Annotated in this window: 21 protein-coding genes; 9 read left to right on the top strand and 12 right to left on the bottom strand. The window is 70.0% G+C overall.

Annotated elements, in window-relative coordinates; all coding sequences use genetic code 11:
• The first annotated feature begins 47 nt into the window (after nt 1-47).
• The gene (gene pknB, locus E4P40_RS02480; RefSeq protein ID WP_135157042.1) at nt 48-1,937 is read left to right on the top strand and encodes a Stk1 family PASTA domain-containing Ser/Thr kinase; all 1,890 of its coding nucleotides are present in this window, start codon (nt 48-50) and stop codon (nt 1,935-1,937) included.
• A gap of 69 nt (nt 1,938-2,006) precedes the next feature.
• Here pknB and E4P40_RS02475 read toward each other — a convergent pair whose 3' ends face one another.
• Nucleotides 2,007-2,666: an aminodeoxychorismate/anthranilate synthase component II gene (locus tag E4P40_RS02475; protein WP_135157044.1), complete on the bottom strand. Its 660-nt coding sequence runs from the start codon at nt 2,664-2,666 to the stop codon at nt 2,007-2,009.
• A gap of 26 nt (nt 2,667-2,692) precedes the next feature.
• The gene (locus E4P40_RS02470; RefSeq protein WP_245160097.1) at nt 2,693-3,469 is read right to left on the bottom strand and encodes a DUF881 domain-containing protein; all 777 of its coding nucleotides are present in this window, start codon (nt 3,467-3,469) and stop codon (nt 2,693-2,695) included.
• A 139-nt stretch (nt 3,470-3,608) separates the two neighbouring features.
• Between E4P40_RS02470 and crgA the strand changes: the two genes are divergently transcribed.
• Together crgA and E4P40_RS02460 are read left to right on the top strand one after the other, a co-directional pair.
• Nucleotides 3,609-3,881, top strand: a complete 273-nt coding sequence (gene crgA, locus E4P40_RS02465) for a cell division protein CrgA (protein WP_135157046.1) — start codon at nt 3,609-3,611, stop codon at nt 3,879-3,881.
• A gap of 463 nt (nt 3,882-4,344) precedes the next feature.
• Complete coding sequence (locus tag E4P40_RS02460) at nt 4,345-4,761, top strand: PH domain-containing protein (RefSeq protein ID WP_135157048.1); 417 nt, start codon at nt 4,345-4,347, stop codon at nt 4,759-4,761.
• Here E4P40_RS02460 and E4P40_RS02455 read toward each other — a convergent pair.
• Nucleotides 4,758-5,618 (bottom strand): rhomboid family intramembrane serine protease, encoded by an 861-nt coding sequence (locus tag E4P40_RS02455; protein ID WP_245160098.1) that lies wholly within the window; start codon nt 5,616-5,618, stop codon nt 4,758-4,760. The two genes, E4P40_RS02460 and E4P40_RS02455, sit on opposite strands and share 4 nt — an antisense overlap.
• A gap of 53 nt (nt 5,619-5,671) precedes the next feature.
• Entirely contained in the window at nt 5,672-6,205 is a 534-nt protein-coding gene (locus E4P40_RS02450) for a peptidylprolyl isomerase (RefSeq protein ID WP_135157050.1), read from the bottom strand.
• A gap of 165 nt (nt 6,206-6,370) precedes the next feature.
• On the opposite strand from E4P40_RS02450, the gene E4P40_RS02445 reads away from it, so the two are divergent.
• From E4P40_RS02445 to E4P40_RS02435, 3 genes are all read left to right on the top strand, one after another.
• Nucleotides 6,371-7,057: a hypothetical protein gene (locus E4P40_RS02445; protein ID WP_135157052.1), complete on the top strand. Its 687-nt coding sequence runs from the start codon at nt 6,371-6,373 to the stop codon at nt 7,055-7,057.
• Nucleotides 7,058-7,148: 91 nt separating this feature from the next.
• Nucleotides 7,149-9,065 carry a winged helix-turn-helix domain-containing protein gene (locus E4P40_RS02440; protein WP_135157054.1) on the top strand — a complete coding sequence of 639 codons (1,917 nt, stop codon included), beginning with the start codon at nt 7,149-7,151 and terminating at the stop codon, nt 9,063-9,065.
• 89 nt (nt 9,066-9,154) lie between these two features.
• Nucleotides 9,155-9,778 (top strand): hypothetical protein, encoded by a 624-nt coding sequence (locus tag E4P40_RS02435; protein WP_135157061.1) that lies wholly within the window; start codon nt 9,155-9,157, stop codon nt 9,776-9,778.
• 4 nt (nt 9,779-9,782) lie between these two features.
• On the opposite strand, the gene E4P40_RS02430 is transcribed toward E4P40_RS02435, so the two are convergent.
• The 5 genes from E4P40_RS02430 to E4P40_RS02410 all read right to left on the bottom strand — a co-directional run bounded on the left by E4P40_RS02430 (nt 9,783) and on the right by E4P40_RS02410 (nt 14,738).
• Complete coding sequence (locus E4P40_RS02430) at nt 9,783-10,370, bottom strand: GNAT family N-acetyltransferase (RefSeq protein WP_167762082.1); 588 nt, start codon at nt 10,368-10,370, stop codon at nt 9,783-9,785.
• Nucleotides 10,367-10,846: a pyruvoyl-dependent arginine decarboxylase gene (locus E4P40_RS27875; protein WP_167762083.1), complete on the bottom strand. Its 480-nt coding sequence runs from the start codon at nt 10,844-10,846 to the stop codon at nt 10,367-10,369. The genes E4P40_RS02430 and E4P40_RS27875 overlap by 4 nt, the downstream gene beginning before the upstream one ends.
• 671 nt (nt 10,847-11,517) lie before the next feature.
• Complete coding sequence (locus tag E4P40_RS02420; protein ID WP_135157067.1) at nt 11,518-11,721, bottom strand: hypothetical protein; 204 nt, start codon at nt 11,719-11,721, stop codon at nt 11,518-11,520.
• 237 nt (nt 11,722-11,958) lie between these two features.
• Nucleotides 11,959-12,999 (bottom strand): hypothetical protein, encoded by a 1,041-nt coding sequence (locus tag E4P40_RS02415; protein ID WP_135157069.1) that lies wholly within the window; start codon nt 12,997-12,999, stop codon nt 11,959-11,961.
• A complete protein-coding gene (locus E4P40_RS02410; protein ID WP_135157077.1) occupies nt 12,999-14,738 on the bottom strand; it encodes an N-6 DNA methylase in 1,740 nt (579 codons plus the stop codon). Before E4P40_RS02410 ends, E4P40_RS02415 begins: the two co-directional genes overlap by 1 nt.
• A gap of 377 nt (nt 14,739-15,115) precedes the next feature.
• On the opposite strand from E4P40_RS02410, the gene E4P40_RS02405 reads away from it, so the two are divergent.
• A complete protein-coding gene (locus tag E4P40_RS02405; protein WP_135157079.1) occupies nt 15,116-15,937 on the top strand; it encodes a hypothetical protein in 822 nt (273 codons plus the stop codon).
• A 472-nt stretch (nt 15,938-16,409) separates the two neighbouring features.
• Here E4P40_RS02405 and E4P40_RS02400 read toward each other — a convergent pair whose 3' ends face one another.
• The 3 genes from E4P40_RS02400 to E4P40_RS02390 form a co-directional block, all read right to left on the bottom strand.
• Nucleotides 16,410-17,234 (bottom strand): hypothetical protein, encoded by an 825-nt coding sequence (locus E4P40_RS02400; RefSeq protein WP_135157081.1) that lies wholly within the window; start codon nt 17,232-17,234, stop codon nt 16,410-16,412.
• A gap of 273 nt (nt 17,235-17,507) precedes the next feature.
• Nucleotides 17,508-18,410: an ImmA/IrrE family metallo-endopeptidase gene (locus tag E4P40_RS02395; RefSeq protein WP_167762084.1), complete on the bottom strand. Its 903-nt coding sequence runs from the start codon at nt 18,408-18,410 to the stop codon at nt 17,508-17,510.
• A complete protein-coding gene (locus tag E4P40_RS02390; protein WP_135157085.1) occupies nt 18,407-18,817 on the bottom strand; it encodes a helix-turn-helix domain-containing protein in 411 nt (136 codons plus the stop codon). The genes E4P40_RS02395 and E4P40_RS02390 overlap by 4 nt, the downstream gene beginning before the upstream one ends.
• 174 nt (nt 18,818-18,991) lie before the next feature.
• Between E4P40_RS02390 and E4P40_RS02385 the strand changes: the two genes are divergently transcribed.
• Complete coding sequence (locus E4P40_RS02385; RefSeq protein ID WP_135157087.1) at nt 18,992-19,177, top strand: YegP family protein; 186 nt, start codon at nt 18,992-18,994, stop codon at nt 19,175-19,177.
• Nucleotides 19,178-19,231: 54 nt separating this feature from the next.
• Nucleotides 19,232-19,924, top strand: coding sequence for a hypothetical protein (locus E4P40_RS02380; RefSeq protein WP_135157089.1), 693 nt, complete (start codon nt 19,232-19,234; stop codon nt 19,922-19,924).
• Nucleotides 19,925-20,212: the final 288 nt, after the last annotated feature.

Genomic DNA, 20,212 nt, shown 5'->3' with positions numbered 1-20,212 from the left:
GAGGCCCTCGCCCGGACGACGCACCGCCCCGCCCGAGAGGACCTCTGATGACCACGCCGCAGGTGCTCGGGGAGCGCTACGAGATCGGCGGGGTCCTCGGGCGCGGCGGCATGGCCGAGGTGCACCGCGGCCGCGACCTGCGGCTCGGGCGCGAGGTCGCCGTCAAGGTGCTCCGGCACGACCTGGCCCGCGACCCCTCGTTCCAGGTCCGCTTCCGCCGCGAGGCCCAGGCCTCGGCCTCGCTGAACCACCCGGCGATCGTCGCCGTCTACGACACCGGTGAGGACCGCACGACGACCGGCGCCACCCCGTACATCGTCATGGAGTACGTCGAGGGCGAGACGCTGCGCGACGTCCTGCGGCGCGAGGGTCACCTGACCCCCGAGCGCGCGATGGCCCTGTCGGCCGACATCTGCGGGGCGCTGGACTTCAGCCACCGCAACGGCATCGTGCACCGCGACGTGAAGCCCGGGAACGTGATGATCACGCCCCAGGGCACCGTCAAGGTGATGGACTTCGGCATCGCCCGCGCCGTCTCCGACTCGGCCGCGACGATGACCTCGACCGCCGCCGTCATCGGCACCGCCCAGTACCTCTCGCCCGAGCAGGCCCGGGGCGAGGGCGTCGACGCCCGGTCCGACGTCTACTCGATGGGCTGCATGCTCTTCGAGCTCGTGACCGGTGCCCCCCCGTTCACCGGCGACTCCCCTGTCGCCGTTGCCTACCAGCACGTCCGCGAGGACCCGCGCCTGCCGTCGTCGATCAACCCGGCCATCCCGCCGGAGCTCGACGCCATCGTGCTCAAGGCGATGAGCAAGAACCCGGCCAACCGGTACCAGTCGGCCGCGGAGATGCGCAACGACCTCCTCCGGGCGCTCGCCGGGCAGCGGGTGGAGGCGACGCCGGTCATGGGCGACGCCGAGAAGACCACGATCCTCAGCGCCACGCCGGGCGTGCCCTACCGGGACGACGACTGGGACGACGCCGACGAGGCCGACCGCAGGCGCCGGCGGAAGATCATCGCGATCGTCGCCGTCGTCGTGGCCCTGCTCGTCGCCGGTGCCGTCGCGCTGGCGATCGCCATGAGCGGCGACGACGAGACCCCGCCGGCCGCCCAGGTCGCGGTCCCCGGTCTGGTCGACCTCACCGAGGCTGAGGCCCGGCAGCGGATCACCGACGCCGGCCTGGTCGTCGGCGAGGTCACGACGCGACCGGTCACCGACACCACGCAGGTGGGCACGGTCCTGGAGAGCGACCCCGCCGGCGGCGCGCAGGTCGAGGAGGGCACCGAGGTCAGCCTGGTCGTCGGCGCCGAGCCGGACGCCGTCGCCATCCCGGGCGTCGTCGGCCTGGACGTCGAGCAGGCCCAGAGCAATCTCGCGGCCGACGGGTTCAACCGCGTCACCATCGACCGGGTCGACTCAGCGGCACCCGAGGGCGAGGTCATCTCGGTCGACCCGGAAGAGGGCACCCAGGTGCCGGTGGACACCGCCATCACCCTCGAGGTCTCCGACGGCGACGTGGCCGTGCCCGACGTCCGGGGCGAGGACCAGGCGACGGCGACCCAGACCCTGCGGTCCGCGGGCTTCACGAACATCACCTCCGCCGAGGTGGACTCGCAGGAACCGGCGGGGACTGTGCTCGGCACCAGCCCGGCCGCGGGCACCCAGGCCACGGCGGACACCGCGATCACGCTCCAGATCTCCGGCGGCCCCGCCGAGCCCACGTCGGGCACCGTGCCGAACGTGCGCGGCCAGTCGGAGGCCGGGGCCCAGGCGCTCCTGGCGCAGGCGGGCTTCACCAACGTCGACTTCGTGGAGAGCGACGAGGTGGACCCGACCGTAGGCCCCGGCCAGGTGCAGGCCACCGATCCGGCGGGCGGCAGCACTCAGCCGTTCGACACCGAGATCACGGTCATCCTGAACCCGGGCGGCTAGCGGGCGCCTCAGGCCCCGTCCAGAGGCTCGCCGCGAGCTTGCGAGCGGTGAGGAGGACGGGGTCCTTTCTCAGGCCGTGGCTGCCGACAGCCGTCGTGCGGTGGCGCTGGCGCTCTCCACCACGTCCGGGTCGGGCGTCAGCCCGCAGACGGCGAGCCAGGTGGCCAGCATCCGGTGCCCGCCCTCGGTGAGCACCGACTCGGGGTGGAACTGCACGCCCTCGATGGGCAGCTCTCGGTGCCGCAGCGCCATGACGACGCCCGACGGGGTGGCGCCGGTGACCTCCAGCTCCGCCGGAACGGTGGCCGGGTCGACGGCCAGGGAGTGGTAGCGGGTCGCGGTGAAAGGCGACGGCAGCCCGGCGAGGACGCCGTCCCCGTCGTGGACCACCTGGCTGGTCTTGCCGTGCAGGAGCTCCGGGGCGCGCACCACGACGGCGCCGAACGCCTCGGCGATCGCCTGGTGGCCCAGGCAGACGCCGAAGACCGGCGTGCCGGTCTCGGCGGCGGCCCGCACCATCGGCACGGTCACGCCCGCGTCGGACGGCGTCCCGGGCCCGGGGGAGAGCAGCACCCCGGCGACGTCGAGGTCGGCGAGCTCGTCGACGCTGACGGCGTCGTTGCGCCGCACGATGCAGCGGACGCCGAGCTGGCCCAGGTACTGGACGAGGTTGTAGACGAAGCTGTCGAAGTTGTCGACGACCAGCACCGGTCGGTCGGGAGCGGTCATGGAAGTGCGTGCTCCCTCGTCGATGCTCAGCCTGCGGTCGCGTACTGCAGGTCCAGGGGGCCATCGTAGGCGGGCAGCGCGAGCGCCGGCCGCTCCCGCACCTCGAAGGTGAGCCCGTAGGCCTCCACCGCCTGCTGGAACACCGCCACCTGCGGCGACGCCGCGAGCTGGGCGCGCACGGTGGAGGCGTCGGCCACGGCGACGACGACGAACGGCGGCGAGTACGTGCGGCCCTGCAGCAGCAGGGTGTTGCCCACGCACCGGACGGCGCTGGTGGCGATGAGCCGCTGGTCCATGACCGTCACGCCTTCGGCGCCGGCGGCCCAGACCGCGTTCACGACCGCCTGGACGTCGGACTGGTGGATGACCAGGTCGTCGGCCCGGGCACCGCCGGGCAGGGTGCCGTCGGGGCGGGCAGGGGCGTCGTCCAGGGTGATCTCCACGCCCGGGCCGCTGACGGGCACGAGGGCGGCGGCCAGCGCACCCGCCTCACCGGCACTCCGGGCGGCCGCGACGGCGCCGTCGCGGCTGGCGGCCCCCTCGGTCAGCCGGTCCACCTCGCGCTGCAGGTCGGCCAGCTGGTCGCTCTGCCGGGCGATCACGGTGTTGCGCTGCTCGATGAGCTCCGAGAGCTGGGTGACCTCGCCGGCGCGCAGATCGGTGCCCTGCGCCGTCCGGCCGGACGTTGCGAACAGTAGGCCGGCCGCCAGGGCCACCACGGGCACGAGCGCGGTCCAGCCGGAAGGACGGCGGCCGCGGAACCGGGCCGGGACGACCGCGGAGGGGAGCAGGCTGCGGGCCACAGGTTCCTCCTCGCGCGTCGTCGGGACCGGATGCGGGGCGTACCGCACGTGGCAACGGCACCGTCGTCCCCCAGCAGCTTAGGCTGGGAGGCAGTTCCGGCCGGAGGACACGACCCGGCCGCCGGAAGGGAGTTCCACGGTGCCCAAGTCCAAGGTCCGCAAGAAGTCGGCGTACACGCCCCCCGAGGGGGTGCTGCAGGGCCGGTCGGCCCAGGCGCGCGTCGCCCAGCCCAGCCCGCGCTGGTACGCGCCGCTCATGGTGGCGCTGATGCTGGTCGGCCTGCTGTGGATCGTCGTCTACTACGTGGCCGGCGACCGGATCCCCTTCATGGTGTCGCTCGGCGCCTGGAACTTCGCGATCGGGTTCGGCGCCATGGTCGCCGGCCTGGTCATGTCGATGCGCTGGCGCTGAACTCGCCCCCAGCCGCTCGCAGTATCCGAGGCCCTCACCCCGAACCGGGGTGGGGGCCTCGTCCGTTCCGCGGTCCACCCCCGTCCGGTGGCTGTGCACAGACGGACGCTTCATCCACAGGTCGACATGGCGCTCCGCCCCCAGGGTTGTCCACCGTGTGTGGAGAGACGGAACGGACCCGATCCTCGTTGACCTGCGCGAACGTCGTCCGTGAGACGCATGTGACAGGACGACCACGCCAGTAACTACACCCGTGTGAGTCTGTCCCCAGCTGTGTACCCAGCTGTGGATGTATCGACTTGGCGGTTCCTCCGAGGAGCCGACCGCGCCGTGGTGTCGACCCCCTCGTACCCGTCCCGACCTGCGACTACACGGCGGACGACCGCTCCGGGTGGCCGTCCGGCGACGGACCGGTCGGTCACGGGTACTCGGGGGGCGGTGCCCGCGCTGGCACCCTGGGTGCGTGCAGTGGTCCCCCCGTACCGGCGAGACGGTGGCCCTGGTGACCGTCGGCGCCGGCCTCGCGCTGTCCCTCCTCGTCCTCGACTCCGCCGGCCGGGTGCTGGTCGGGCTCGGAGCGCTGCTCGTGCTCGTCCTCGCGGCTCGCGACCTGGTGGCCCGCCCACGGCTGGCCGCCGGTCCCGACGGCGTGGACGTGCGCACGCTCACCGGCGGCCGCCATCTCCCCTGGCCGGGACTGCGCGTCGACGTCCGGGAGACCCGGCGGTTCGGCGTCCGCGGCCGGACCCTCGAGCTGGACACCGTCGGCGGGCCGGACGATCCCGGTGTCCTCGTCGTCCTCGGGCGGCGCGACCTCGGCACCGACCCGGCGGAGGTGGCCCGCGCCCTGCGGGCGCTGGACCCCACCACCCGGCCCTAGATGCCGAGGACGACGACCGTCGGCACGGTGAGGGCGAGGACCAGCAGGACGACGGCGAGCGCGGCGAGCCCGGCGATCTGCAGCGGCGGCCGGCGCCGCGTGAGCACGAGGATCCCCGCGGTCAGCAGCCCGGCGACGAGGCCGCCGAGGTGGCCGAGCAACGAGACGCCCGGCAGGAAGCTGATGAACACGTTCAGCACGATCAGCGTCAGCAGCCCGCGCAGGTCCTGGCGGTTGAACAGCATCAGGACGACGAGACCGCCGAGCAGACCGTAGATGGCCGTGGAGGCGCCCGCGACAGGGACGCGGGGGTCACCGAACAGCTGGATGGCGGCCGCCCCGCCCAGGGCCGACAGCAGGTAGAGGGCGAGGAAGCGCACCCGGCCCAGCTGCCGCTCGAGCTCCGACCCGAAGATCAGCAGGCCCAGCATGTTCATCACGAGGTGGATCGGCCCGATGTGCAGGAACGCCGCGGTGAAGACCCGCCACCACTCACCGAAGAGGTTCACGCCGAAGGGCCACTGCGACAGCTGGTCGAACACCGGGGAGTCGTAGTTCTCCAGCGGGACGTTGCCGACGGACGCGGCGGAGACGGCCGAGACCAGGAACATCGCGACGTTCGCCGCGATCAGGGAGAGGGTGACGACACCCCACCGGCGCCCCGCCACCTGCAGGCCGGTCGTGCGCCGGGGAGCGCGCACCGTGGCCTGCCCCTCCCGGACGCACTCCGGGCACTGGAACCCGACCGAGGCCGGGATCATGCACTCCGGGCAGATCGCCCGGTTGCACCGCGCGCAGGCGATGCCGGTGGGCCGGTCGGGGTGCCGGTAGCAGCAGATGGACCCCGTCCCCCCCACCCCCCGCTCGCTCGGGGCGGGCCCCTGGACGGGGCCGTCGTCTGCGTTCTGCGTCAGCTGCGCTGCACCTCGACGGACTCGATGACGACGTCGTCGACCGGCTTGTCGCCACGGGCGGTGGGCACCTTGGCGATGCGGTCCACCACGTCCCGGCTGGCCTGGTCGGCCACCTCACCGAAGATCGTGTGCTTGCGGTTCAGGTGGGGGGTCGGGCCGACGGTGATGAAGAACTGGGAGCCGTTGGTCCCGGGGCCGGCGTTGGCCATGGCGAGCAGGTACGGGCGGTCGAAGGACAGCTCGGGGTGGAACTCGTCGCCGAACTGGTAGCCGGGGCCACCGAAGCCCTGACCGAGCGGGTCGCCGCCCTGGATCATGAAGCCGTCGATGATGCGGTGGAAGATCGTGCCGTCGTAGAGCTTGTCGGTGGTCTTCTGCCGGGTCTCGGGGTGGGTCCACTCACGGGCACCCTCGGCCAGGTCGGCGAAGTTGGCGACGGTCTTCGGAGCGTGGTCCGGGAACAGGTCGACGGTGATGTCGCCGTGGTTGGTGTGCAGGACCGCGCGGCGGGCGGGAGTCGATTCAGTCACGCCTCCACTCTGCCACCGATCGGCGGGGCACGACCGACCGGTTCCGTGCGGAGGCGCCGACGGCCCTGGCTCCCTCACCCGAACCTCATCGAGCCCTCATCGAACGGGTGCGCCCGTACGCGACGCTCTCCATACGGACGACCGCGATCGGCGAAGGGAACCGTCATGTCGACCTCCGCACTTCCCCGGGGCCTGCCTTCCCCGTCGCGGCGGAAGCACCGGGCGCGCCGCGTGGCGGCGGGCGTGGCGGGGTGCGGGCTCGCGGCGTGGGTCATCGTCGCGGTCACGTCGGACGGCAACAGCCTCGACGTCCTGGGAGCGGCCAACATCTTCGGCGCCGGGCTCGATACCCCGCCACAACCCGGCGGCGGAGGGGCCGGCGTCGAACCGCCCATGTGGGAGATCCCCGACGGCACCGACCGGGTGCTCACGTTCCCCGAGGTCACCGGACGCGTGAACCCGATCACGAGCCAGCCGAACTTCGTCGGCCCCGAGGGGGACGGCGGCGAGTTCGGCACGACCGACGTGCAGTCGTTCGGGGGCATCTCCGGCATCGTGCACGAGGAAGCGGGGATCTTCGTGGTCGGCGTCCTCCTCACCGATGCCCCGCCCGAGGACCCGGCGCCGGAGCGGCTGGACGTCACCGACCAGGCAACGGCCGGATCCATCGAGCCGGAGATCGGCCAGACCTTCCTCATCGGCGACGGGACCGACCTGCGCGTGCAGGTCCCGGACGAGGCCACCCGGCTCTTCGTGGGGTACGCCGACGGCTACTACTACAAGGGCCAGCCGGGCTGGTACGACAACAACTCGGGGCGGGTCCAGGTGACGGTGGAGCTGGCCGACCGGTAGCCGGCGGGAGCCCGCCGGACTCCCGGAGCTGGCCCCGGGGCCGGGACGTACGAACCTTGTACGTCCCGGTTCCGAGGGCCATCCTCCGGGAGTGGGCACGGCCACGCGGTCCCGCATCGCGCCGCTGCTGGGACGCGAGCACGACATCGCACTCCTCGTCGACTCCGCCGGAGCCGGCGGGATCGTGCACGTCCACGGCCTTGCCGGCATGGGCAAGTCCGCACTCCTGGACACCTTCGCCGACCGCACGAGGGCCGCCGGCAGGCACGTCGTGTCCCTGGACTGCCGGACCGTCGAGCCGACCGAACGCGGGTTCCTGCGCGCAGCAGGGGGGTTCGACGACGTCGCCGCCTTCGCTGCGCATCTCGGCGCGCTGGCGCAGCCCGTCGTCCTGGTCCTCGACCAGTACGAGCACTTCCTGCTGCTGGACACCTGGTTGCGCCGGGCGGTCGTGCCCGCCCTGCCGCCCCGCGCCGCCCTGGTGCTCGGCTGCCGGGAGCGGCCGGTACCGGGCTGGTTCGGGGTGCCCGGCTTCCGGACCCTCGCGCTGGCGCCGTTGTCCGAGGCGGATTCCGGCCTGCTGCTGGCCGACCGGGGTGTCCCGCCCTCCGAGGCGGCGCGGCTCAACCGCATCGCTCGTGGCCACCCGCTGGCTCTCGTCCTCGCCTCGGCGGGGGCCGCGGAGAACCCGCAGCTCGCCCTGGAGGACGCGGCGACGTCCCGCGTCGTCGAGGAGCTGACGCGGCTGTACTTCGAGGACATCGACGATCCGCTGACCCGGCAGTCGCTCGAGGCGGCGTCCGTCGTGCGCCGGGTCACCGAGTCGCTCCTCGACGCGGTGCTGGACGGCAACGGCGCCGCAGCCGTGCACCGGCTGCTCTCCCTGCCGTTCGTGGTGGCGGGTCGGGACGGGACCGTCGTGCACGAGGCCGTCCGCGATGCGGTGGCCGGACACCTCCGGAGCACGAGCCCGGTGCGCTACCGGGAGTACCGGCGCGCGGCCTGGCGGCGGCTCCGCGACGAGATGCGTGCGGCCGCTCCCGCCGAGCTCTGGCGCTACACGGCCGACATCCTCTACCTGCTGGACAACCCCGTGGCCCGTGAGGCCTTCTTCCCGAGCGACGCGCAGCAGTTCGCCGTCGAACCGGCCGACCGCTCCGACGAGCGGGCCGTCCACGAGGTCGCCGAACGGCACGACGGACCGGACGCGGCGCGGCTGCTCCGGCAGTGGTGGACCGCGGCCCCCTCGGCGTTCAACGTCTCCCGGGGCCGGGACGGCCGGCTCGCCGGGTTCTTCCTGCTGCTCGACGACGCCCGGATCCGGCACCCGTCCGTGGGGAACGACCCCGTCGTCCAGTCCTGGGCCCGGCAGCTCGACAGCCACCCGACGGCCCGCGGCGAGGTCGTGCTGGGTCTGCGTCGATGGCTGGACCGCGATCGCGGTGAGGCGCCCGGAGCCACCCAGGCGGCCTGCTGGCTGGACGTGAAACGGACGTACATGGCGCTGCGGCCGGCTCTGCGCCGGATGTTCGTCGTCGTGCGTGACGTGCCGTCGTACTGGCCGGTGGTCCGCGAGCTCGGCTTCCGGCCGATCAGTTCGGCGCCGGTCGTGCTCGACGGCGCCGGCTACACGACCGTGATGCTGGACTTCGGCCCGGGCTCGGTCGACGGCTGGCTGGTCGACGTCCTCGCGGCCGAACTCGGGGTCGCCGAGGAGCCGGCGCTCGATGCCGACGCCCACGAACTGGTCGTCGGCGGGCAGCCGGTCGCACTCACACCGCTGGAGTTCGGGCTGTTCCGCCACCTCCACGACCACGAGGGCCAGACCGTGTCCCGCGCCGAGCTGCTGCGGGACGTGTGGGCGACGGAGTACATCGGTGGGAGCAACGTCGTGGACGCCGTCGTGCGCACGCTGCGGACGAAGCTCGGCTCCGGAGGGTCTGCGGTGGAGGCCATCCGTGGGCGCGGCTACCGCCTGCGCGAGGACTGGCGCTCGCGCCTGGACTAGGTGCCCTCCGCCGCGGACGGTCAGCTGCGCACAGCCGGCCGTGCTCCACGTGGAACATCTGCCCCGCGATTGCCGCTACCGTGCCCGCCATGCCGGCTGACGAGCCGCTCGGCGAGCGCGGCTTCCTCGCCGTCGCCCCGCCGTCCTCTGCAGCGGACAAGCTGTTCGCCGGCGACCGGGACGACTTCGGCTTCGTCATGAACACCTCGCACGCCTGGGCTCACCAGCCCAGGGACCATGACGCGCTCGCGGCTCTCTGGACGCGGGCCGCCACCCGCGCCGGGCTCACGTTCCGTCAGCGCGGGATCCTGGTGGCCGCCTCGGCCGGCGCGCTGGGCGACCCGCACTGCTCGCTGGCATGGGGGACGCGCCTGGCCGGTGAGGTCGACGACGAGACCGCCGCCGCGGTGCTCCGGGGGGACGACGCGGGGCTCGACGCCACCGACCGGGCGCTGGCGCGCTGGGCCCGCGCTCTGGCGCGTGATCCGAACACCACGCAGCCCGCCGACGTCCAGGCGCTGCGGGACGCCGGCTTCGACGAGGCGCAGATCGCCGCGCTCACGCTGTACGTCGCGCTGCGGATCGCCTTCTCCACCGTGAACGACGCCCTCGGCGCCCGGCCGAACCGGGAGCTGGTCGAGGCGGCGCCGCCCGCCGTCCGGGATGCGGTCGGCTACGGCCGTCCGCCGGCCGATGGGGAGTCGGCCCCCTAGATGGTCACGGCCGGCCCGTCAGCCACGCGTGCAGGCCGGCGTCCTGCTGCCGGAGCGTGTCCAGGGCGTTCCGCAGGATCATGCGGACGGGCAGGCACTCGCCGCCCATGTAGTACCGGGGCAGACCCATCGGCTGGAAGTGGAAGCCGGACGCGGTCATGTGCTCGAGCAGCCACTGCTCGAGCACCGCCACCCAGGCAGTGACGCCATCGTCAAGCGACAGCTGCAGCGCCGCCCGGTAGAGGTGCAGCCCGACGTCGGTGCCGCGGTGCGCCGCGGTGACCGCCAAGGTGCCCACCTCGGCGTACCGCTCGCCGGTGAGGATGCCGTGCGCCCCCGGGAACGGCGGGAAGTGAGCCACGGCGGGCACCGCACGGGGCCCCTCCGCCATCAGCCGCAGCACGCCGGCCGGCTCGCCGTCCCGCTCGGCGAGCAGCCAGCGCGACTGCCCGTCGAGGTGGGCGTACTCCTCGACGACCCGGGCCTCGCTGGCGGGCGTGAACCCCTCGGCCACGAAGACGTCGTGCTCGAGGGCGCGGGCGGTCCGCAGGTCGTCGGGGTCGGTGGCCAGGCGCACCTGGACGGCGGTCACCACGGCTGGCTCTGATAGGTCGCTGCGACCAGTGCCGAGACCGGGCGTCCCGTGCAGCGGCCACCGCGCAGGACGCTCCGCACGGGACCGAAGACCTCGGGCCGGTACTCCCGCATGGATCCGAGGCTGGCGTGGATGAGGTCCTCGACCTCGGCCTCGCTGGCGCCGTGGTGCTCCACGAACAGGCCACGGCGCCTGCCCTCGGGCTCCTGGATCCAGCCGATGCCGGCCCACGCCTCCTGGCCCACGGTGGTGGCGGTCTGCTCGGCGAGGACGACGTAGAGCCGGTCCCCCCACTCGGTACCGGTGAGGTCGGGCTGCTTCTGCACCACGTCGGCCCCGGGCGGGATGACGGAGGACAGCGGGAGGAGGTTGACGTCGCCGATGCCGGCCTCGTAGAGCGCCGCGTCGAACGCGGCGAGCTGCGTGTCGGCGACACCGACCCCGGTCGAGATCCGGATCTCGATGAGCGGCATGACTGTTCTCCCCCGTGCTGTGTGGTGACCTCCTCGTCGTCGAGCAAGTCGGGCTGGTCTCGTTCGTCCGACTGTCACACGGGGACGCGACGCGACCAAGCAGGACGCCCCCCTTCTGGGGAGCACGACGCGGGTGTTGTGGGCACCGTCACCGGAAGGGCAGCGGGCGTGCAGGATGTGGGTGGAGACGAGGGGAATCGAACCCCTAACCCCCGCCTTGCAAAATCGACCGAGGGGTGGTTTGGCGCGGTGGGCTGTGACTGGAAACCCCACTTGACCAGCACTTTTGCCAAGGGTCGCTCGCGGCTGTGGTTGGCTGATTCTGGCCGTTTTGCGGACCATCTGCGGACTGTGTGCGGACTGGGGCCACCGCAGCAGTCGTCTCGGACACTGCCCGGACGACGGCAACCGCGCCCCACACCCGCAGGAGCCTCTCCGACTGCGCCGGCCGCCGGAAGGGCGCTGCGCGTCCCTTCGGGATGGGCCTTCGGCCCACCCTTCCCCCGGCGCTGCGCCGTCGGAGTAGGGCGGGATATGGGAGGCGGGGTAGACCCTCGGGCTAACCACCCACGCCTTGATCTGCGAGGTCAGGTCCGGCGTCACCGATCAGGTGTCGTGGGTAGCGGGTCTCGAACCAGGACCGGTACAGCTGGTCGACGCCCTCCGGCTCGTCAGCCGAGAGAGCCCTGCAGCCAACTGAATGCGCTAACGACCTGCGCCATGCCGCTCAGCGCTTCGGTGCCCCCAGTCTTGTTGATCGAGTAGACGGTCAAACCGGCCAAGGTCATGAAGCCGCCGACGACCACCGTCAGGGCTACGACGTTCTTGCTGGTGATCACACGCTCACGCGTGACTTCAGAGGAAACAGACTGCATGGCGAACTCCACAAGGGTGTGGCCGCGCCCCGGATCGCAGCACCTCATGGACAGCAAGCGTCTGCTTGGTTGAACAACCCCGGGGCTGACTCATATGCAGCCCGTGAGACCCAACATTTAGGCCTACCGGGATGTACGTCCGGGGACGCACACCACGGCTAGGCGTGGGGTCGTTCGGGAGTGAGGGTAAGGCAGTCTCACCGTCACGGCAAGCAACCGTTACTTTGCGTTGCCTAGCTACGCGGAGGCTTCCTCTCGGCGTAACCGCGCCTCGCGGTGGAAATTCACTGGGCTGTTGTCGAGCACCCGGTTGACGATCGTAGGGAAGAAGACCTCTGGGGAGAGGTTCGGCGGTACGGCGTCGCGACGTAGCCCGACATGCGGGAGGTCCCGGAGCCGTTGATCCAGCTCATCTTCGGGCAGCGGGAGCGGCAGCGGCTCCTCCTCGGCGGAGGCGCTGGTCTGTACACCAGCTGAGACAAGAGGGTCTTCGTCGTCCTCGTCGCCGCCCGGCGGGGACGGCAATTCGTCCGACCAGTCAGGGATGACGAGGCAGACGGCGTCGTAAGCGTCGTCCTCGCGGCCGAGCTTGCCGAGAAGGTCGATGATCCAGGCGGCAATGTCGGCGAACTGCGGCGTCAGCGCGGTCGAGCGCAGGCTGTAGAGAAACCCAAGTGCCGCTTGCGGGTGCCGACTGCGCAGGTTCTTGGCGTCGCCGTAGCTCTCTTCGACACGGTTGGCAGCGTTCTTGCCGAACGACGAGTCCATCCGCTTGGTCGAGATCATGATCTCGGGACCGGTGTTCCAGGCGGACATGACGACGTCGACCTGCTTGACGTAGTTCTTGCCGAGGATGTTCGCGTTCGCGCCGGTCTCGTTACTGTACGTCTTACCGGACTGCAGCATGGCATCGAGCACGCGCAGCTGTTCACGAGTTGCTTCCCGCCGTAGCGCCACCAGAGTCGACGGCAGGATGCGTGGTGGATTTGCCCGGGGCCACACCAGATCGGGCTCGAAGCCGGCTCGGCGCAGCTCGTAGGCAGTCCAGACGTCAAGGGCTAACGCCGGCACACCGGACTGCGAGGCCGCTTGCAGCAGTAGCGGCACGCCCAGCAGCTGCTGGAGAACGTCGTAGTCGGGGTTGTAGCAGAGGGGACCCTCTTCGGACTCGCGGTTCCATGGGTTGCTGTAGTCCTGCAGCTCCCCGCCGATCGCCCGCTCAACGATCCGGTCGAACAGGGTCCAAGCCTCGGACTTGAGACTGCGTTCAGCAGCCATCAGAGACGCCGCAGCCTGTTGCTGTTGGCTCTCCGGCTGACTGTGTCCCCGTCACCGCGATGAACATGCGACGCACCACCTCTTGCGACGCGTCGGGCCGTCAGCTCCTCGTGTCCTTGGCGGAGGGCCTTCACCTCAGCCTCTGGTAGCCCGAGTTCACCAACGAGCAGCACCTCATCGACCGCGCGGGCCGCCGACACGACTTGACCGCTGGCCAGGAGGCGGACCAACTGCGGCCGAAGTCTCCGTAGGGCCGTCTCGGCGGCTTTGGTCAGGGCGGGCGACGGCACGGGCAACAGGTCAGCTTCCTTGGGTTCCAGCTTGAGCATCCCGCCGCCGTAGGCGCGGCCAACCATCTCTGCGCCGAGCAGCGTCATGGAGTTCAAGGACGCCACCGGCAGCAGATCGCTGCCCAGCGCTCGGTGCTCCGGCTTCAGATAAACGCCGTGCACCGAGTTGAGATGGTGCGCCCGGGCCTTGTTGGCAGACAGCCGCGGCGTATCGGCGTTCATGTACGTCAGCAGCAGATCAGCCGGCTTCACCAGCGGCGTCCGCCACCACGGTTTTCTCACCTGGCACTTGTAGGCCTGATCAACCTCTCGCGCCTCGCCCTCTGCGATGTACGCCCACGCAGCCGCAGACGGCTCGCCAGCCGGTCGGAACAACCAGACTGCTGCGCCGGCGTCTCCCAACTCAGTGAGTGCAGCGCTGGTGAGGCTGAGGCCCCGCAGGTGTCGCGAGCCAGGGGGTGACAACCGCAGCAGGTCTGACTTGGACAGGCCAAGCTGAGCGGCGCGCGCTGGGCTCAAGGTGAAGTACTTGTTGTTGCCCGTGACCATGCCGAGCGTCGTGTCGCCCCAGGTCTCCAGCAGCGTGAAGGACTCAGTCGCCAGCAGCCCGGAATAGGCGCCGAGAGTCTCGCTGGTCAGCAGGCTGGCAGTCCACTTGCCGGCGGGCGGGATCGGCCGCCACAGCCGTGGCGTCGTCGTGTTCGCCAGGTCGTCGGCGTTCCTCGCCTGGAACAGCCGGAAGTGGTCGGTGGGGCCGTCGGCGTAACCATCAGCCAGAACCAGGACGACCTCTTCTAGTACCCCGGGAAAGACACGCTCGTCGAAGGCGACGAGGTCGACCTGCTCGAAATTCTGCAGCAGGAAGGTGCGCACCCCGGCCGCGTAGTTGACCGTCAAGAGTTCGGCCGGCAGCACCAAGCCGAGACGACCGCCGGGCTTCAAGAACTGTGCCGCATGCACCGTGAAGGCCGCCCAGGAGGACGCCAGGCCAGTCAGGGAGACGCCGCCGCGGAGCGCCGCGGCGCGGGATCGTGCCCGGCTCTCGCCGGAAAAGTCCTGGTAGCGGACGTAAGGCGGATTTCCGATCACCGCGTCGTACTGCCGCCCCGGATTGATCCCGAAGAAGTCTCCGACGGTGACGGTTGCCTCCACGCCAGCTGCTGTCAGCAGTTCCCGTGCTGCTTGGGCTGAGTCCTCGTGCAGTTCGACGCCGTCGAGGTGGGGGAGCAACGTCTGTCCGGTGCTGGTGGCCTCCAGAGCGGCCAGGCGATCGACCGCGGCGAGGAGGAACGCCGCCTCGCCGCACGAGGGTTCGAGCACACGGTCGTCGACGGAACGGACCGCCCAGTCAGTGATGTAGCGCGCGAGCGGTTCCGGGGTAAAGAAGGCGCCCCGCGCCTTCCGAAGGGCCGCCGTATCAAGATCTGCAGAGGCCGACCGGAGTACCACGGGGTGCAGTCTGACCCATGGGGGTCACAGAACTGGCGACCGGGAGGAAACCCGAGGTCAGCGAGTGGCGGACAACATCACCGGCGACGAGCGTCGAGCATCAGGCCTGAAGGGAAGGCGAAACGGACGCCGGCCGGGCCGCGGCGCAGGACGCTCTCGCCGGCGGCGGTTCCGGCTGGCGTCTGCCCCAGAAACTTCCAAGGCATCTCGCCCTCATGGCCGCCGACTGCCACTTCAGCCTGGGCCGGCAGGAGGCCTGACCCGAGCAGCGACTAGCTCAGCTGCCGCGGCCCTGCGGCAGCATTCAGGGCCCGCTCGACGACCGGCAGAGCGAGGGCCGTCCCACCCTGGTAACCGCGTTCGGGACGATGAACGGCGTGACGAACATCCGTCTGGCCGTTGGCGCAGAGCTTCGCCTCATGTTCGACGAAGTGACAGCGGAGCCTGGGCCAGGCGCCCACCGTCTCGCGCTGCGCTACAAAGCCACCCCGGTGGGCCTTCCCGTGGGGTCGGTTGCGCTGATCTCCGGAGCGCTACGGCTCCAGCACTCGATGGGCTGGATCGGGGTGCTGCAATCCGATCAGCCGCTGCCAGTCAGCGCCGCAGCGTCCTACCCGCGCTCGGTGGTGCTCACCACGACAATTAACGACCAGCAACTGGCCGGCGTTGAGGCCGACCGCGATGGAGGCGACCTGGAACTGCTCGTCGACCTGAACGTCGCCCTCGTCGGCGCCGCGACTCTGGACTACCCGGCCGCCGACGCGCAGGACTGGATCCGCGTCCGCGGCCCAATCTGGGCCAGCCATGCCGAGCGCCTCGGCGCCCTAGTCACCGTGCCACTACTGGTGCCGCTGCCTCTCGGCGATCCGAACAGCCTGCGCGCACAGGCCGGCCGCCGGCTGCAAGCAGCGCTACGGGCGCTGACGGACGGCCGCGCCGAGGACGCAGTGCGCGACGCGCGGCTGGCTCTCGACCTATACGACCAGCTCGACCCACCAGTTGCGTACGACGAACCGAGGACGGCACGGCAACGCGACCTGGCGCAACGATTCGCCGCGCTGCGCGCCGCGGTGCACTCCCTTGCCAGCGGTGCCCACCACGCCGACGCCATCACCGCCGACTTTCGCTACGACCGTCGCGACGCCTCCGCGGTCGTTGCCTGTGTCGCCGCCCTGTTACAACGGCACCCTTCTGCGTGAGCGGTCGCTAGCGGATAGATGGTCCGAGGCGACCGCCGGTTCCCCAGGACGTACCGATATGGGGGCTGGTTCCGATCTCCCGGTCCCGCACCATCGCTCGTCGCACGGGTCCCAAAATCGCGCAGCTGCCACCCCCACCTCGCAGGAGCCTCTCCGACTGCGCCGGCCGCCGGAAGGGCGCTGCGCATCCCTGCGGGATGGTCCTTCGGCCCACCCTTCCCAGCCCTGCACAGTCGGAGGGAGATGGTCATGGGGAAGCAGAGTGGACTCCGCTACCGGGACTTTCCACTCCCCTTCGAGGACTTTGGTTGTTGTAGGCGCAAGGGCGGAAGCTTGCTAGGAGTAGCGGGCTTCCGCGCGCTCGACGATGTGACCGCAAAGCGTCCCGAGGCCGAGGAACGCGACGCCTGGCCTGACGACGTAGGGGTGTACACCCGACCTGCGGTGGCGTTCTCGTTCATCTATGCCTGCCTCACGGGTTGAGGGTGCTGGTGTAGTAGTGCTTGCGTTTGACCCACTTGAAACCCTCGTGCCGCGTGACCGCGGCGACTTCAACCGGTCCTCCTACCGTCGGGTGACCAGGTTCGAAGCGGACGAACTTGATCGTGGTCTCCACCAGCCACTCGGCTAGCTGTATGGCCTCGACGGGGGGCATGGAGTCGTAGATAAACGGTCGGGCCACTTGGGCCTTTATCGCTTGGGTGTAAGGGTCCACCAGATTCGCCGGCACGCCGAGGTTGCTGAGGGCCTGTGGCAAGTCCTGGCTCACGCCGTCGAGAAGACGAGCGATAGCCTCAGGTTGGCCCCACTGGAAGATGCCGATCTCTCCAGCAGAAAGCTCCGCTCCAGTGCTGCACGTGCCGGCATCAATGTTCAACTCGGTGAGGGCCGGCCGGTCGTCGTCGGCTCCGTAACCAGCCACGAGCAACCCCATGGGAGCGGAGGGCTGGCTCGCGTCAAGCCGCTCCGCGAAGAACTCCTTAACCCGATCCACCACTTCGGTCATTGAGTAGGCAGCCTCGTCGAGCTGCCAGTCCGCGTGAGCTGAGGACTGACCACTGAGCCTTTGGCGGAGATCTTTCACATGCGACGAGATGCTCCGGCCTTGGATGGTGCCTCGTCCCCACGTCATCGCGGCCAAGGGAAGCCCCTTGCGGAGGTTGAAGATCTTGTCCGCGCTGTTCCAGATGTGGATCGGCTCGGCGTGGCCGTCGGGAAAGTTCGCTTGAAGCGTGGTCGCGCTATCGCTAGCGACGACGAGCCCGTCGCCGACGACTACGGCCACTGTGATCGTCAAGAGTCTCCCCGGATCCTCTGTGAAGCGAAGAGTTGCACATCCGTCAACCCCTCGGGCTGAAACCGCGAGCCATGTCGATCACGTTGTGGTCACGCGACCGACCACCCTCTACAGGGTCGTCAGCCCTGCTCGGGCCGAGCCCACTGGCCTACGACGCGCGGTTGGGCGCGCCCGTGGACATGAGTGCCATGCCCGCACGGGGGCAACGACGTTGCGGAACTGACAGAAGTCCGGCCGAGCTTCGCCGGCCGTCCGTGACACGTCCAACAGCACTCAGCCAGCCAGCCGCACACGCCGGCCCAGACGCAGCCCTGAGCGCGGAGTCACCAGCACGAAGACACACCGCTGGTTGTAGAACGCCTCGGCCTTGTATCGACGCACTTCACCGTCCAACGCTGTGCGTCGTAGCTCTAGCTCGGGATGCGACTCTCCGTGCAGTGCCCGGTGCGCAACCTGCCCCAGTGGTCGGACGTCGGCGCCCGACCCGATGGCTAGGCGATTCCCGGGGAACCAACGACTGAACGGCCCATGCTCGGCGATGAAGGTCGGTGAAGCGAGAGCGTTCCAAACGGGAACGGTGTCGTCGCTGGTCGCGAACTGACCAACTATCGCGAGAGCGACCGACTCGGGGTGATGCTCTACGTAGTACCGGATCGTGGCATGCATGGACGTCCCGAACTGTGGCGCCAGCAGGGTCGGGGTGGCCAGCGACAACTCGTAGCTCAGAGCGCGGTCATGAAACCGGGCGCCCTGAAAGAGCAAATGAGCGGCCATGATGTTCGCTTCTGCCTCGAGCTCCAGCTCAGTCTCAGGGTCGAGGGCGCGGTCATCGTCGAGAAAAAGCTCATGGCTCGCCTGGTGCCACGGGATCGCCCGGTGGGCGATCTCGTGCGCCTCGGTGAACCGAGCGCGTACTTGGGACTGGCCGTAGTCGATGAACGCCACCTCCTCGCGGTAAAGAAGGGCCCCGACCACCCGGCGTAGAAAGGATGGCCGTCGCGGCTTGACAGCAGCCGGTAGCTCGCTGATGTCGAGGACCTCCTCGATCCCCACCACCTCGGCGACGGAGTCAAGCGGCGTGGGGAAAACGCCGGCGGCATCGGCGCGCTGGAGCAGCCGCTCGGCCAGGCCCGCGACGTGATCCGAGGCCCGATCCAATGCCGGCTCCTTCGTCACGTGTCGGCACCCTTCGGTTTGTTTCGGTGGTCTGAGCCGAGCTTTCGCGACCGCCCCGCGCCACCACTGCGTCGGAGCGCATCCATGAATGCCAGCGCCTCTTCTTGTTGCGCTGGCGTCAGATCATCGAGGGCCCGCAGAGCCGCGCCTGCCAAGGAGCGGCGATGTGGAGCCTGCTGATTTGAGGCGCTGACCGTCCGGCCGGCCAGCGTCATGAGATCCGCAAAGTCAAGCTCATAGATGCCCGCCAAGGTCCACAGCAGGCCCGTGTCGGGCCTCTCGATCGCGCCGGACTCGATCTGTGACAGATGGGCATTGCGCACACCACTTCGCGCTTCAACCTCCCGCAGGGTCCACCCACGCTCGACCCTGGCTGCCCTCAGTCGCTCTCCCAAAGTCCCAGACATGCCTCAAGAGTAGTGACTTGCTCATCGCCTGAGCAAGTCTGCTAATCTCCTGAGCAAGACGGCGAGGGGCTGTCTCGGCGGGACCCCACCCATGAGGTCGGTTCTGTCAGTAGCACCAGCACACCCGTGCTGGTCGCAACCAAGATCCGCTCGACCGGGCGGAGAGGAGCAACGATGCGGTTCAAGATCAGCGAGTCGACCGACGGCCAGTACTACTTCGAGATCCAGGCCGGAGGGAACTACGAAACGCTGGCAACCAGCGAGACGTACAAGCGCTCGGACAAGCGCGACGTCCAGGCCGCGATCGACCAGATCAGGCGCGAGGCCGGCGGCGCCGACGTCGTCAACGACAGCCAGTAGGCGACGGCCTGTCCAGCCGCGACGCCTATCCATCCATCGCCTTAGGAGGCACCCATGGCTTTCGAGCCGCTCAGCAATATCCCGGTCCGGGTCGTCGACACGACCATCGACGTCGTCTCGAAGGGATCGGGAAGTCAGGCCCAGGACGACGTCTTCGTCACCGCGCAGCTCCAGCTGCAGGGCGAGGTCGCCGCCGGTGAGCGCGCGACCCTCATCCTGCCGCTGGCGTCGGAGGCGCAGCAGCAGCCGATCCTGCGCTACACCGACAAGCCCATCACGGGTGCGCAGGTCTTCGCGTTCGACGACGTCGACCGGTCGGACTACGACCAGGAGGTCGTCAAGAGCCTGGAGGCTCTGGGTGACGGTGCGAGCAAGCGCGAACAGCGCGACCTCGCCGTCGACATCGGGCGAGCCGCCAAGTCCTTCTCCAGCACCGTGGTGACCGTCGAGCCGGGGCAGCGGACGCTGCGCCTCTTCTACGGCATCTCTGCAGACAAGGTCGGCGACCGCGAGTTCGAGTTCTCCGTCATCGGGCCGCTGCCGTCCTTCGTCATCCAGGCCGGCGGCTCCATCGGCGTCATCGCCGCACTGCCGCGCAACACGACGGTGGTAAAGGCCGAGGGGCTGTTCAACCCGAACGACCCCAACTCGGTCGTCCCGCCGAGCAACGCCACGCTCGGCGGCCGTCCGGTCTGGGGTTGGTTCTGGCAGAACGATCCGCTGTTCCGCATCCGCTACCGCTACTGACACCCGCGTCTGAACGTGGAGAGGGGGAAGACGCCTCGACCTGAGAGGGGTGGCGGAGCCAACCAGAATTTGGCTCCGCCACCTGTCCCAGGCATCGACCCATCACCTAACTGACTTAAGCCGAGGGAGTGCTTCCGCACTGCCGTCGACGCCGCGCTCACGTGGGTTGGCGCGACAGTCAAGATGCACCGAGCGGAGGGTGCCTGCTACACGTGCACCGCGTCTGAGGTCCCGATAGTAGGAACCCAATATCGTCGTTGCTCATTGACCGGGCCTGGAATCAACCGA

This window comes from Blastococcus sp. CT_GayMR20 (assembly GCF_004570345.1).
This window is presented reverse-complemented; position numbering and strand designations above follow the sequence as displayed.